The sequence below is a fragment of the Lentzea atacamensis genome (assembly GCF_003269295.1).
In the GTDB taxonomy this organism is placed as follows: Bacteria; Actinomycetota; Actinomycetes; order Mycobacteriales; family Pseudonocardiaceae; genus Lentzea; species Lentzea atacamensis.
Window position 1 is genome coordinate 462,286 of the sequence record NZ_QLTT01000002.1, and the last position, 13,779, is coordinate 476,064.

Below are 13,779 nucleotides of genomic sequence, written 5' to 3' on the forward strand. Positions count from 1 at the left end.
ATGACCGTGACGGCCAAGGCTCCACCGGCTGCCGACGAACGGCTGAGCAAGCCCAGGCTGCTCGACCAGTTGGTCGTGCGTCCGGAGATCGGCGCCATGCTCGGCGCACTGCTCGTGTTCCTGTTCTTCTCCGTGGTCACCGAGCAGTTCCTGAGCCTGGGCGGCGCGGCCACGTGGCTGGACGACGCCTCCATGCTCGGCATCATGGCGGTCGCGGTGGCGCTGCTCATGATCGGTGGCGAGTTCGACCTGTCCGCCGGTGTCATGACCGCGTCCACCGCGCTCGTCACTGCTCTCCTCGCCACCCAGCTGGGCCTCAACGTCTGGCTGGCACTGCTGGTGTCGCTCGCTTTCGCGTTGTCGGTGGGCGCGTTGAACGGCTGGCTCGTGATGCGCACGGGCCTGCCGAGCTTCATCGTGACGCTGGGCAGCTTCCTCGCGTTGCAGGGCCTCAACCTCGGCGTCACCCGCCTGGTCACCGGCAGCGTGCAGGTGTCGGGCATGCGTGCCACCGAGGGCTACGAGTCGGCGGGTTTCCTGTTCGCCTCGACGTTCCAGATCGGTGGCGCCAGCTTCTACGTGTCGATCATCTGGTGGGTCCTGTTCACGGTCATCGCCTCGACCGTGCTGGTGCGCACCAAGTTCGGCAACTGGATCTTCGCGATCGGTGGTGCCGCGCAGAGCTCGCGCGCGGTCGGTGTGCCGGTCGTGCGGTCGAAGATCCTGCTGTTCATGACGACGGCGTTCGCCGCGTGGCTCGTCGGCTCGATCAACATCCTGCGGTACGCGAGCGTGCAGGCGAACCAGGGCATCGGCCTGGAGTTCCAGTACATCATCGCGGCGGTGATCGGCGGCTGTCTGCTGACCGGTGGCTTCGGTTCCGCGGTGGGCGCGGCGATCGGCGCGCTGATCTTCGGCATGGCGCGGCAGGGCATCGTCTACGCGGGCTGGAACAGCGACTGGTTCCAGCTGTTCCTCGGCGTGATGCTGCTGGCGGCCGTGCTGGTGAACAACATGCTTCGCCGTCGGGCGGAAAGGGTGAAGCGATGACGTCACTCATCGAGGTCGAGAACATCGGCAAGACCTACGGCAGCGTCATCGCGCTGAGCGATGTGTCCACTGTGGTCAACGCGGGTGAGGTCACCTGCGTGCTCGGCGACAACGGCGCCGGCAAGTCGACGCTGATCAAGATCCTGGCCGGAGTCCATCAGCACGACCAGGGCTCGTTCAAGGTCGAGGGCGACGAGGTCAGGTTCTCGTCGCCGCGCGAGGCGCTGGACCGCGGCATCGCGACCGTGTACCAGGATCTCGCGGTCGTGCCGCTGATGTCGGTGTGGCGCAACTTCTTCCTGGGTTCCGAGCCGACCACCCGCTTCGGCTTCCTGGACCGCAGGAAGGGCCGGGAGATCACCAAGAAGGCGTTGTCCGACATGGGCATCGACCTGCGCGACGTGGAACAGCCGGTCGGCACGCTGTCGGGTGGTGAACGGCAGTGCGTCGCCATCGCCCGCGCGGTGCACTTCGGTGCCAAGGTGCTGATCCTGGACGAACCGACCGCGGCTCTCGGCGTGAAGCAGGCCGGTGTCGTGCTGAAGTACGTCGCCCAGGCCCGTGATCGCGGCCTCGGCGTCGTGCTGATCACGCACAACCCGCACCACGCCTACCCGGTCGCCAACCGGTTCCTGCTGCTCAAGCGCGGCCGCGCGCTGGGCAGCTACGAGAAGTCGGAGATCGGCATCGAGGAGCTCACGCGCCAGATGGCCGGTGGCGCCGAACTCGAAGCCCTCGCGCACGAGCTGAGGAGTGTCGAGGCGTGACGTCGTCTCTGGAAGTGCTGACCGTCGGCAGGGTCGGCGTCGACCTCTACCCCGAGCAGTCGGGGGTGCCGCTGGCCGAGGTCAGCACCTTCGCCAAGTCGCTCGGCGGCACCGCGACCAACGTCGCGGTCGCCGCCGCGCGGCTGGGGCGCAGGGCCGGCGTCCTCACCAAGGTCGGTCCTGACGGCTTCGGAACCTACGTCCGCCAGGCGCTCGAGGGCTTCGGGGTGTCGTCGGAGCACGTCGGCACCTCTCCGGACCTGCTGACCCCGGTGGTGTTCTGCGAGCTCAACCCGCCGGCTGACCCGCCGCTGCTGTTCTACCGGCTGCCGACCGCGCCGGACCTGACGTTGAACGAGGACGACGTGCCGTGGTCCCTCGTGCGCGACGTCCCGCTGCTGTGGGTGACGGGCACCGGCGTTTCCGCCGAACCCGCCCGTGGCACCCAGCGCATGATGCTCGCCAGCCGGAACCGCAAGTCGCACACGGTGCTCGACCTCGACTACCGGCCGATGTTCTGGCCGGACGTCAAGACCGCGCGCGCCGAGATCGGCTGGATGCTCGACCACGTCACGGTCGCCGTCGGCAACCGGACCGAGGTCGAGGTCGCGGTCGGCACGTCCGACCCCGACGAGGCCGCGGACCGCCTGCTGGCCCGCGGACTGTCGCTGGCACTGGTCAAGAAGGGCGCAGAGGGCGTTCTCGTGGCCACGCCGGAGGGCAGGTGGACCGTCGAGCCCAACCCGGTCGAGGTGGTCTGCGGGCTGGGAGCCGGTGACGCGTTCGGCGGGTCGCTGGTGCACGGCCTGCTGTCGGGCTGGGACCCGGTGAAGATCGCCCGCTACGCCAACGCGGCCGGGGCGATCGTGGCGTCCCGGCTGGCCTGCGCCGACGCGATGCCGGACCAGAAAGAGATCGAGGAGCTGCTGTGATCACTGATGGGCAGTGGCGCGAACTGCTGTGGCGGCGGGCTGAGGACCCCGGCTCGATCAGGCGGGCGTACCAGTCGCGCAAGCGGCGCAATTCGTTGCTGAACGGCAAGTCCACGCTGTTCCTGGTCGCGGCGGACCACCCGGCGCGGGGCGCGCTGGGCGTCGGCGGTGATCCGCTGGCGATGGCCGACCGACGGTCGCTGCTCGCCCGGTTGCTGACAGCGCTGGCGAATCCGGAGGTCGACGGTGTGCTCGGCACACCGGACGTGATCGAGGACCTGCTGCTGCTCGACGGCCTCAACGAGCGCGTGGTCATCGGCTCGATGAACCGCGGTGGCCTGGCCGGTGCGGACTGGGAGATCGACGACAGGTTCACCGCCTACGACGCGGCGTCCATCGCGACGTTCGGGCTGGACGGCGGCAAGATGCTGCTGCGCCTGGTCGACTCGGACCCCGGCACGATCCCGACCCTGGAAGGCTGCGCGCGAGCCGTCACCGAACTCGCTGAACACGGCCTGATGGCGATGGTCGAGCCGTTGCCCTACAAGCGCGATCACAACGACAAGCTGGTGCTGCAGAAGGATTCCGCGGCCTTGTCGCGGGCATCGGCCGTGGCTGCGGGCTTGGGAGCGACCTCCGCGTACACCTGGTTGAAGCTGCCCGCGCCGGACGAGCCGGAGATCGTGCTGGACACCACGGCGCTGCCCGCTCTGGTACTCGGCGGCGTGCCGTCGGCGAATCCCGAGGACGACCTCGCATCGTGGGGCCGTTCGCTGCGCCACCCGACCGTGCGCGGCCTGGTCGTCGGCCGTGCGTTGCTCTACCCGCCGGACGGTGATGTCGCCGCCGCCGTTGCCGCCGCTGCCGAAATCCTGCGTACCGCAAAGGGAGTCACGGTATGACGTTGCACCGTCCACAGGGGACGCTCTCGACTTCCTCGGACGTCATTTCGCTGACGCCGGAGGACGCGGGTTGGGCGTACACGGGACTTCGCGTGCTGCGGATCGAGGCCGGTGGGTCGCGCATCGTCGAGACCGGCGAGTTCGAGGCGTTCGTGCTGCCGCTGGCCGGGTCCTTGACGGTTGAAGTCGATTCCGAGCGTTACGAACTGCAGGGCCGTGACTCGGTGTTCACTCGTGTCACGGACTTCGCTTACGTTCCGCGCGACGCCTCGGTCGCTCTGTCCTCTGCAGACGGTTGTGAAGTGGCTTTGCCGATGGCTCGGTGCACCCGGCGTCTTGCTCCGAAGTACGGCCCGGCCGACGCGGTTCCGGTCGAGGTGCGCGGTTCCGGCAACGCCACCCGACAGGTGACCAACTTCGGTGTGCCGGGCGTGTGGGACCACGCGGACAAGCTCAACGCGTGCGAGCTGATCACCCCGGACGGCAACTGGTCCTCGTACCCGCCGCACAAGCACGACTCTTCGGAGCCGTGCGAGGTGAACAACGAGGAGATCTACTACTTCCGCATCGCCGACCGCGACGGCGTGACGCCTTCCCGCACCGGCTTCGGCTTCCACCGCACGTACACCGACGACGGCACGATCGACGAGGACGTGACCGTGCGCGACGGTGACGTGTTCCTGATCCCGCGCGGCTACCACGGTCCGTGCGTCGCGGCGCCGGGATATCCCATGTACTACCTGAACGTTCTCGCCGGACCGGGTGCCGAGCGCTCGATGGCCTTCTGCGACGACCCGGCGCACACGTGGGTCCGCGACAGCTGGGCGACGCAGGAACTCGATCCCCGTTGCCCGGTCACGACTGCTGAGGGGCGGGTCAAGTGAAGCTCACGACCGCGCAGGCACTGGTCCGCTGGATGCTGGCCCAGCGCACCGAACTCTTCGACGGCTCGCACGCGCCGCTGTTCCCCGGCGTGTTCGCGATCTTCGGCCACGGCAACGTGCTGAGTCTCGGCAACGCGCTGGAGGAGGTCCGCGACCGCATGCCGGTGTGGCGCGGCCACAACGAACAGGGCATGGCGCTGGCCGCCGTCGGCATCGGCAAGGCCTCGCACCGCCGCCAGGTCGGCGTCGCCACGTCGTCGATCGGCCCCGGCGCGTTGAACATGGTCACCGCCGCGGGCGTCGCCCACGCCAACCGGTTGCCGTTGCTGCTGCTGCCGGGCGACACCTTCACCGGCCGCGCCCCCGACCCCGTGCTGCAGCAGGTCGAGCACTTCCACGACCCGACCACGACGGTGAACGACGCCTTCCGCGCGGTCAGCCGCTACTTCGACCGCATCACCCGCCCCGAGCAGCTGCTGTCGACCCTTCCGCAGGTGGCGCGGATCCTGACCGACCCGGCCGACTGCGGACCCGTGATCCTGGCTCTGCCGCAGGACGTCCAGGCCGAGTCCTACGACTTCCCGGAGTCCTTGTTCGCCGAGGTCGTCCACCGCCCGTTGCGTCAACGCCCCGACCTGCACTCGCTGGCCGAGGCCGCCAGGGCAGTCCGAGGTGCCTCCCGCCCCCTGCTGGTGCTCGGCGGCGGCGTCCGCTACTCAGGTGCCGCCGGACGCGCTCTGCGTTTCGCCGAGCAGCACAACATCCCGATCACCGAGACCACCGCGGGCCGCACGCTCGTCCCGCACGACCACCCGCTGCACGCCGGCCCGCTCGGCATCACCGGCTCGACCTCGGCCAACGTCCTGGCGGGCGAGGCCGACCTGGTCATCGCGGTGGGCACCCGCCTGCAGGACTTCACCACCGCCTCGTGGACCGTCTTCTCGCCAGACGTGCGGATGATCTCGTTGAACGCCGCCCGCTTCGACGCGGTGAAGCACGGTTCGACCGCCCTGGTCGCCGACGCCGACGAGGGCCTGCGCGAACTCACCGACGTCCTGGGCTCCTGGCAGGCCCCGCCGGACTGGGCCCGGCGCGCCCTGACCGAACGCGCGAAGTGGGACGAGCACATCACCGCCCTGCGCAAGCCGTCCGCGGGCCTCCCGACCTACGCGCAGGTGGTCGGCGTGGTGAACGACGTCAGCGGCCCGACCGACTACGTCATGACCGCGTCCGGCGGCCTGCCGGGCGAGCTGATCGGCGGCTGGCGCGCGTCCGGCGAGGCCACGATGGACGTCGAGTACGGCTTCTCCTGCATGGGCTACGAACTGGCCGGTGCCTGGGGCGCCGCGATCGCGCACACCGACGGCGTGGTCACGACCCTGCTCGGCGACGGCTCGTACCTGATGCTGAACTCCGAACTGTTCTCGGCGGCCTTCGCGGGCCACGGCTTCGTGGCCGTCGTCTGCGACAACGACGGCTACGCGGTGATCCACCGCCTGCAAACGGGCCAGGGCGGCGCGGGCTTCAACAACTTGTACGGCGACTGCCTCTCCACCCACGCCGAACCCCCGCGCACCGACTTCGCCGGTCACGCCGCCGCGATGGGCTGCGCGGTCTTCCCGGTGGAGTCGTTGGGTGAGCTCGAAGGCGCCTACCGCAAGGCCCGCGAGGTGGCGGTCGGCGAGAAGCGGCCGGCCGTCGTGGTGATCCGCACGCACCCGTCGTCGTGGACCGAGGCCGGGGCGTGGTGGGAGGTCGGCGTGCCGGAGACCTCGCACCGGCCGGAGATCGCGGCGGCTCGGGAGGAAGTGCTGGAGGGCAAGGCCAGGCAGGTCCGCTACCTGAGCTGAGCGTCACCTCCCGGTGACTGAGACGACCTCACCTCGGGGAACAACACGCCGCCAACGCCTCCTTGAACGGTTCGTAGGCCTACGAACCGTTCAAGGGAGCTTCCCGTGAGCTTGCTGTTCTCCCCGCTGACCCTGCGCTCGGTCACCCTGTCCAACCGCATCGCGGTGAGCCCGATGTGCCAGTACTCGGCGACCGACGGCATCCCGAACGACTGGCACCTGGTCCACCTGGGCTCCCGCGCCGTAGGTGGCGCCGGCCTGGTCATCGCCGAGGCCACCGCGGTAGAGCCGCGCGGCCGCATCTCCCCGGAAGACGTCGGCATCTGGAACGACGAGCAGGTCAAGGCCTGGCAACCGATCACGAGGTTCATCAAGGCGCAGGGCTCGGTCCCCGGCATCCAGCTCGCGCACGCCGGGCGCAAGGCGTTCGGCGACTGGGTTCCGGTCGCGCCGACCACCGAGCCGTTCCCCGGCCTGAACCCCCCGGAGAAGCTCGAACACCACGGAAGCATCGTCAGGGCGTTCGTCGAAGGCGCCATCAAAGCCGTGGAAGCGGGCTTCGAGGTCATCGAGATCCACGCCGCCCACGGCTACCTGCTCCACGAGTTCTACTCGCCGCTCACGAACGAGGGCAGCCTCGAAGAACGCATCGCCGTTCCCGTCGAGGTCACCGCCGCGGTGAGGGCAGCGGTCGGCCCGGACGTGCCGGTGCTCGTGCGGATCTCGGGCACCGACTGGGTGCAGGACGGCTGGACCGCCGACGACAGCGTTGTGCTGGCACAGGCGCTCAAGGCCGCGGGTGCGGACCTGATCGACGTGTCCAGCGGTGGCAACACCGCGCAGGCGGACATCCCGATCGGGCCCGGCTACCAGGTGCCGCTCGCCGAGGCGGTGCGACGCAAGGCAGACGTGCCCACGGGTGCGGTCGGCCTGATCACCGAGGCGACGCAGGCCGAACAGGTGTTGAACGACGGTTCCGCTGACCTGGTGCTGCTCGCGCGCGAGATGCTCCGCGACCCGTACTGGCCGTTGCACGCGGCACGGCAGCTGGGTGCGGAGGTCAAGGCACCGAGGCAGTACGCCAGGGCGTTCTGAAAGCGCCCTCAGAGTTCAAGGGCTGGGCACCGATGATCCGGTTGCCCAACCCTTGAACTCTTCAGGCTGAATTCAGCGACGGTAGTCGTCGTAGTCGTCGTACGGGTCGTCGTGGCGCTCTTCGCCACCACTCCCGTTCGGCGACGTGTCGCCACCAGACAGCTCGCGCTGCAGCGCAGCGAAGTCGGTCTCATGAGAGCTGTACTTGAGCTCCCTGGCGACCTTCGTCTGCTTGGCCTTCGCTCGGCCGCGCCCCATGGCTCGACCCCCTCGCACAGGGACGGGGGCGGCCGGGGGAACGGCGGCCCCACTCGTCTCGACAACTAGTTCCTGGTAACTACCGTACCGTGCCGATGGGGTTCCTCGCGACGCGGTAGGCGTGACACGTACCGCCAAATCTCGCGGCCGCCCTCGCGTGGAAGGATGCACAGGTGCCCAGACCGTTCGTCGCCTACCTACGGGTGTACGAACCGTTATCGGAGTTGGACGCACCGCTAGCGGCCAAGGTCCGAAAAGCCCTGGAAACCGGCCCGATGCCCCGTGCGGAGGTAGGCGACCGGGAACGGGAACTGTGGTTGCGATCACAGTTGAGGAAAAAGCTGCTTCCGGGCGAGTCGTTCGACGTGATGACGATCAGTCCCGCCGAGGTGCCGACCTCTGACACCGCCCGTGTGGGCCCCGGTCCCCTGGTCTGTCCTCTCGACCTCAGGGCGCGGTCCGCGGCGGCTCTGGTGGGCTTCCTGGCCTCTTCTCAGCCGATCCTGCAGGACGCGGCACTCGACGTGGCCGCGGAGACCGTCCGGTCTCGTGCCTCGGCCGTCATGGCGGAGCTCGCGGCGGGAGCGGTTCACGTGATCTCCACGACGTGGACGGTGCCGCTGCCGTGGTTCGCCCTCGTCGACCCCGCCCAGCGCCGCGTGGTGCTGGCGAGCGCCCAGGACGACCCGGAACGACAGGTGTCGTGGCGGGTCGCGATGGCGGACGCCCGCCGCCGCATCGCACGGGCGCTGAAGGTCGTGAAGGCCTCGCTGGGTGACGAGGGGCCGGCCAAGGTCCTCGCCGACACCGGCCGGTGGCTGGAGCACTTCCACCCGCTCTCGGCCGTCGAGCTCGACTACGGCGGCCTGGTGCAGCTGCTGAACGACAAGGACCTGCTCGAGGACACCTCGGCGGTCGACGTCAACGCGATCGTCGACGCGCTGGAGACGGGCGACGCCGAGGAGGTCGCGCTGCGCTACGAGACGCTGCGCGAGTTCTGGAGCGAGCTGGCCCGCAGGGAACGCCACGGCTGAAGCAGCACCCGAGCGGTCACGGCCGCCACGGCGGCCAGCACCATCGCCGCGGGCCACGCCACGTGCACCGCGACGAAGCTCGCGACGAAGGGCGTCACGGCGGCGAAGAGGTAGTTCGCCGAGTTCTGCATGGCGATCGCGGTGGCGCTGCGGCCGTCCGGCGCGAGCTCACCCGCCTCGGTGACCGCCAGGCCGTTCCAGCACAGCGCGAGCACGCTCGTCGGCACCAGGACCGCCACCAGCAGTGGCAACGGGGCTTGATCCAGCACCGCGACCAGCACGAACCCGATCGCGGTGAGCACCGAGACGATCTTCAGCGGTCCGATCCGGCTGCGCACCCGGTCCGACCACACCCCCACGGCCAGCCGTCCGGCCCCGCCGATCGCCTGGGCGACACCGAACACGGCAGCGGCCGCGGTCACGCTCGTGCCGCGGTGATCGTGCAGGAGAGGCACCAGCAGGGCGGTGGCCGTGAACTGAGGCACCACCAGCAGCCCACTCGCGAGCGACAGCCGCAGCAGCCGGGGGTCCTTGAGCACCAGCCCGTGGTCGGAGCTCGCTCTGACCGCGCCCGGTGGTTCCCGCACCAGCAAGGCGACCGCGACCGCCACGAACGCCGTGACGCCCGCCAAAGCCACGAATGCCGCGGGCACCCCGGCCGAGATCGCGATGCCGGGCAGGAACGCGGCGGTGAGCGCGGCACCGAGCGGGGTCGCCGTCTGCCGGACACCCATCGCGAGCCCGCGGGACCCGCTGCTGAACCACGACATCACCGCACGGCCGCTCGCCGCGTTGACGCTGGCCCCGAAGAGTCCGGCACCGAGCAGCGCGAGACCGGCGACCCAGGCGTTGCCCAAGGCGACCGACAGCAGGCATCCGGCGGCTCCGAGACCACCGATGGTCATGACGAGCCGTTCGCCGCGCCGATCCGCGACGACTCCCCACGGCACGAGAGCGATCATCGTGCCGAGGTTGACGGCCCCGAGAAGTAGCCCGACCTGGGGCAACGAGAGGGAGAAGTGCTGCTGCAGCTGCGGGCTGATCGCCGGCAGACCGAGGAACACCGCCGCGTTCGTGCCCTGCGCCAGCGCACCGACGGACAGCACGACCCAGCGGTACCCCATGAGGGCACGCTAGGTCCGCAGCTCAGAAAGTGGAACGCCTGTCTTATCTCTTGGGACGGTGGTGGTGCCCTCGCTCCGCTGCCAGCAACTCGTCCACCGACGCACTGCCGCGCTGGTAGCGCGAGGCGATCTCGGCGTTGAGCTTGTCCACGACCACCTGCACCTCACGCCGCCGCACCGACACCGAGGCCTCTTCCGAGATGAGCGTCTCCAGCACCTCGCCGAGGCGGGCGTCGGACAACGAGCTCACGTCGGAGAGGTCCACGTCGGAGATGAGCGCCTCGACGTGCCGTTGATGCGCATCAGCACGTGACGGCTCGTGGGTCTGGTACCGGCCGAGACCGGTCGCCGGACCGACGGCGTTCGTGGACAGGATCGTCGCCAGCTGCTCGACCACCGCCGAACCGCCGGAGCTGCGGCGTTCCTGTTCCGCGCGCACGATGTCGATGCGCGCGTGAAGCAGCCGCCGCAGGTAGGACAGGTCGGTCTCTTCCTGCGCTGCCTCGTCGCGGAGTTCGCGCACCTCGACGAGCGGGCGCTGCTCGACGCCCTCCGTGTAGTCGGGGGCGAGCACCCGGTCGATTCGGCGGCGCCCGCCAGGACGCACCTCGATCACGTGTCCATCCTGCGGTAGATCCTCCTCACCCGCCAACACATCCCATGCACCAAACTTGTCTCAAATGTGCACGCCCAGGAGCTTTCGCGTCTCATCTGGTGACAAAGCCGGTCGTTGCGCGATCTTCGCCAGACCCGCCGCGCGTGCTACGAGCTGTGCGTTGTCCCGCACCGGCACGCCACGCGAGTAGCTGATCGTGTCTTCCATACCCACTCGAAGGTGGCCACCCGCACCCAGTGCGGTGAACATCACCGGAATCGTGGTCCTGCCGATCCCGGTGGCGGAAAACGTTGCCCCATCCGGCAGAGCGTTGACCGCCGCGACCAGCGTGGCGGCGTCACCCGGCATACCGCCGGGCACTCCCATGACGAAGTCCACGTGCACGTGACCACCCGCGGGCAGGCCGTGCTGGTCCAGCAGGCGCTTCAACGACGCGAGCTGGCCGATGTCGAAGATCTCGTACTCCGGCACGATGCCGCGTTCCTGCATGCCCTTGTGCAGCGCGACGATGAACTCCCAGCGGTTCATGAACACGTCGTCGCCGAAGTTGACCGTGCCCATCGTGCAGGACGCAGAGTCCGGCATCGCCTCGAGCACGCGCAGCCGGTCCGACTCGGGGTCGTGCACCGACCCGCCGGTCGAGAGCTGGACGACCAGGCTGGTCTCCGAGCGCAGGGCCTCGACGGTCGCCTTGAGGCGGCCGAGGTCCAGAGTCGGTTTGGCGTCCTCGCCGCGAATGTGGACGTGGATCATCGCCGCGCCGACCTGCTCGCAGCTCTGGGCCGTCGCGACCAGCTCTTCCAGGGTCACTGGAAGCTGCGGGACGTCGGCTTTCGCGTGTTCCGCTCCGGTGGGAGCGACCGTGATGAGCGTGCCCTGGGACATGCGCAGGACTCTAGGGGGTCATCCCCGCAGGTTGCGAACGGCTTCCCGGCCGAGTCCCGGGGTGTCCGGCGGCACCGAGTCGGGGTCGATCCTGGCCTGGCACTCCCTCTCGGGGGTACCGGCGACGAGGTCGGAATCGACCGAAACAGACCGCTTGACCAGCGCCAACGCGACCGGGCCCAGCTCGTGGTGCAGTGCGACGCTGCCCACCCGGCCGACCACTCGCCCGTCGAGCGTCACCGGGTCACCGGTCTCCGGCTGCGCGTCGGCAGAACCATCCAGGTGGAGTAGGAGCATCCGGCGCGGCGGACGGCCCACGTTGTGGACCTTGGCGACCGTCTCCTGACCGCGGTAGCAGCCCTTGTTCAGGTGCACGGCCGGGTCGATCAGGTTGACCTCGTGCGGGATCGTGCGCTCGTCGGTGTCGATGCCCACGCGCGGTCGCAGTGCCTCGACCCGAAGCGCCTCGAACGCGAAGCTGCCGGCCGGGCGCGCACCGGCGTCGGTGATCCGCTGCCACCACTGCGCCAGCTCGGCGCGCGGAACCAGCAGGTCGGCCGCGTCCTGACCCGGCCACGACATGCGGCGCACGAAGCCCTCGCCGAGCGCCTCCACGTCCGAAGGCACCGGGATGCCCAGCTTCTCGAGCAGCGCGGCCGTGTCCGGTCCGACGATCGACAGCAGCGCGAACTCCGCCGTCGCGTCCCGCGGCTCGACCTTCGACCAGAAGACCATCTTCTTCAGGTACGCCAGCAGGTCGTCGACCTTCTCGACGTCTAGGAAGACCGTGCCGCCGACGTTCGCGACGACCATGTGGTGCTCGAGCCTGCCCTGCGCGTCGAGGATCAGCGCCTCGGTCGAGGCACCCTCACCGAGCTGCTCGAAGTGCTGGCTCGTCAGCTGGTGCAGCCACGTGAGCCGGTCCTCACCCGGAACCGCGATCACACCGCGGTTCGAGCGGTCCACCACGACGACCGAACGCGCGGCCGAACGTTGCTCGGCGAACGGGTCGCCGTAGTGCCAGGCAACGCCTGCGTCGGTGGAATCGTCGGGCGGTGGGACGGCTCCTGGGAGGGTCACTCGGTCTCCTGCTCCTGCTTCAAACAGTCGCGGCACGTGCCGGACAGCGCGAGATGGCTTGCATCAAGTTCGAACCCGTCGCGCTCCCGCAATGTTCCGACCAACGGGTCGAGCAGCTCACACGGGATCTCGTCGATCCGCCCGCAGGCGTGACACACCAGATGCACGTGCTGGTGCTCGTCGACCGAGTAGCTCGGCGCGCCGTGGCCGAGGTGCGTGTGCCGCACCAGCCCGAGCCGGTCGAGCAGGTCGAGCGTGCGGTAGATCGTCGTGATGTTGACCGTCGGCGCCGTCTCCTGGACGCGCTGACAGATCTGCTCCGGCGTCGCGTGCCCGAGCGAGCGGACCGCGTCCAGCACGAGCTGGCGCTGCGGCGTCATCCGCATGCCGCGGTCGTGCAGCGTTTTGCGCAGGCCTCTTGCGGTCTCCACAGCACCGATGTTAGTAGGCTCCGACTCATGCGCGTGCTGGCACTGCTCGACGGAACCCTCGCTGACCCCGACTCGCCGCAGATCCGCGTCGACGACCTCGGACTCATGCGTGGCGACGGCGTGTTCGAAACGATCCTCGTGGTCGACGGGAAGCCCCGCGAACTCACGCCGCACCTGGACCGGCTCGACCGGTCCGCCGCGATGCTCGACATGCTTCCGCCGCCGCGCGCCGAGTTCGAACGCGCTGTCGAGCTGGTTCTCGGCAACTGGACCGGCAGCAGGGAGTTCGCACTCAAGCTCGTCTACACCCGCGGTGTCGAGGGCGGCGACGGCACGCCCACCGGTTTCGCGCTCGGCATGGAGATCGGCGCGAAGGTGCTCAAGCAGCGCGCGGAGGGCCTGTCCGCGGTGACGCTGGACCGCGGCATCGACGCGGACCTCGCCGACCGCGCGCCGTGGCTGCTGCTGGGCGCCAAGTCGCTGTCGTACGCGATCAACATGGCCGCCATCCGCGAGGCCGAGCGCCGCGGTGCCGCCGAGGTCATCTTCACGACGTCGGACGGTTCCGTGCTGGAGGGCCCGACCTCGACCGTGATCCTCGTGCGCGGCAAGACGCTGGTCACGCCACCGTCGAAGCTCGGCATCCTGCCCGGCACCACGCAGTACGCGTTGTTCCGCGCCGCCGAGCGCGCCGGCTGGACCGTGCTCGTGGAGCCGATCCAGACCGGCGAGCTCTACGACGCCGAGGGCGTGTTCCTCGCGTCCAGCGTCCGCAAGATCACGCGGGTGAACGTGCTGGACGGCAAGCAGCTGCCCGACTCGTCGGCCCTGCTGACCGAGCTGCAGGGCCTGTACGAGTCCGAGTACTGAG

Annotated in this window: 15 protein-coding genes; 9 read left to right on the forward strand and 6 right to left on the reverse strand. The window is 69.5% G+C overall.

Annotation, left to right across the window (positions count from 1 at the left end; genetic code table 11):
* The 7 genes from C8D87_RS11015 to C8D87_RS11045 all read left to right on the forward strand — a co-directional run bounded on the left by C8D87_RS11015 (position 1) and on the right by C8D87_RS11045 (position 7,480).
* Positions 1-1,050 (forward strand): ABC transporter permease, encoded by a 1,050-nt coding sequence (locus C8D87_RS11015; RefSeq protein ID WP_112226582.1) that lies wholly within the window; start codon positions 1-3, stop codon positions 1,048-1,050.
* Complete coding sequence (locus C8D87_RS11020) at positions 1,047-1,817, forward strand: ATP-binding cassette domain-containing protein (protein ID WP_109629321.1); 771 nt, start codon at positions 1,047-1,049, stop codon at positions 1,815-1,817. The genes C8D87_RS11015 and C8D87_RS11020 overlap by 4 nt, the downstream gene beginning before the upstream one ends.
* Positions 1,814-2,749 (forward strand): 5-dehydro-2-deoxygluconokinase, encoded by a 936-nt coding sequence (gene iolC / locus C8D87_RS11025; protein ID WP_112226583.1) that lies wholly within the window; start codon positions 1,814-1,816, stop codon positions 2,747-2,749. The genes C8D87_RS11020 and iolC overlap by 4 nt, the downstream gene beginning before the upstream one ends.
* A complete protein-coding gene (locus C8D87_RS11030; RefSeq protein ID WP_109629316.1) occupies positions 2,746-3,651 on the forward strand; it encodes a Cgl0159 family (beta/alpha)8-fold protein in 906 nt (301 codons plus the stop codon). The genes iolC and C8D87_RS11030 overlap by 4 nt, the downstream gene beginning before the upstream one ends.
* A complete protein-coding gene (gene iolB / locus C8D87_RS11035) occupies positions 3,648-4,535 on the forward strand; it encodes a 5-deoxy-glucuronate isomerase (RefSeq protein WP_112226584.1) in 888 nt (295 codons plus the stop codon). Before C8D87_RS11030 ends, iolB begins: the two co-directional genes overlap by 4 nt.
* Positions 4,532-6,385 (forward strand): 3D-(3,5/4)-trihydroxycyclohexane-1,2-dione acylhydrolase (decyclizing), encoded by a 1,854-nt coding sequence (gene iolD / locus C8D87_RS11040; RefSeq protein ID WP_112226585.1) that lies wholly within the window; start codon positions 4,532-4,534, stop codon positions 6,383-6,385. The genes iolB and iolD overlap by 4 nt, the downstream gene beginning before the upstream one ends.
* A gap of 105 nt (positions 6,386-6,490) precedes the next feature.
* Entirely contained in the window at positions 6,491-7,480 is a 990-nt protein-coding gene (locus C8D87_RS11045; protein ID WP_112226586.1) for an NADH:flavin oxidoreductase/NADH oxidase, read from the forward strand.
* Between the two features lie 72 nt (positions 7,481-7,552).
* Here C8D87_RS11045 and C8D87_RS11050 read toward each other — a convergent pair whose 3' ends face one another.
* Positions 7,553-7,738: a DUF3073 domain-containing protein gene (locus C8D87_RS11050; protein ID WP_109629306.1), complete on the reverse strand. Its 186-nt coding sequence runs from the start codon at positions 7,736-7,738 to the stop codon at positions 7,553-7,555.
* 173 nt (positions 7,739-7,911) lie between these two features.
* On the opposite strand from C8D87_RS11050, the gene C8D87_RS11055 reads away from it, so the two are divergent.
* The gene (locus C8D87_RS11055) at positions 7,912-8,772 is read left to right on the forward strand and encodes a hypothetical protein (protein WP_112226587.1); all 861 of its coding nucleotides are present in this window, start codon (positions 7,912-7,914) and stop codon (positions 8,770-8,772) included.
* Here the strand turns inward: C8D87_RS11055 and C8D87_RS11060 are convergent.
* The 5 genes from C8D87_RS11060 to C8D87_RS11080 are packed head-to-tail and all read right to left on the reverse strand — an operon-like array spanning position 8,715 to position 12,863.
* On the reverse strand, positions 8,715-9,896 hold the full coding sequence (locus tag C8D87_RS11060) for an MFS transporter (protein ID WP_112226588.1): 1,182 nt from the start codon (positions 9,894-9,896) through the stop codon (positions 8,715-8,717). The two genes, C8D87_RS11055 and C8D87_RS11060, sit on opposite strands and share 58 nt — an antisense overlap.
* Before the next feature lie 43 nt (positions 9,897-9,939).
* Positions 9,940-10,512, reverse strand: a complete 573-nt coding sequence (locus C8D87_RS11065; RefSeq protein ID WP_109629299.1) for an RsiG family protein — start codon at positions 10,510-10,512, stop codon at positions 9,940-9,942.
* 60 nt (positions 10,513-10,572) lie between these two features.
* Entirely contained in the window at positions 10,573-11,397 is an 825-nt protein-coding gene (locus tag C8D87_RS11070; RefSeq protein ID WP_109629297.1) for a beta-keto acid cleavage family enzyme, read from the reverse strand.
* Positions 11,398-11,415: 18 nt separating this feature from the next.
* Complete coding sequence (gene ygfZ / locus C8D87_RS11075) at positions 11,416-12,477, reverse strand: CAF17-like 4Fe-4S cluster assembly/insertion protein YgfZ (protein ID WP_112226589.1); 1,062 nt, start codon at positions 12,475-12,477, stop codon at positions 11,416-11,418.
* A complete protein-coding gene (locus tag C8D87_RS11080) occupies positions 12,474-12,863 on the reverse strand; it encodes a Fur family transcriptional regulator (protein ID WP_170154767.1) in 390 nt (129 codons plus the stop codon). Before C8D87_RS11080 ends, ygfZ begins: the two co-directional genes overlap by 4 nt.
* Positions 12,864-12,935: 72 nt before the next feature.
* Between C8D87_RS11080 and C8D87_RS11085 the strand changes: the two genes are divergently transcribed.
* Positions 12,936-13,778: an aminodeoxychorismate lyase gene (locus C8D87_RS11085; RefSeq protein WP_109629291.1), complete on the forward strand. Its 843-nt coding sequence runs from the start codon at positions 12,936-12,938 to the stop codon at positions 13,776-13,778.
* Position 13,779: the final 1 nt, after the last annotated feature.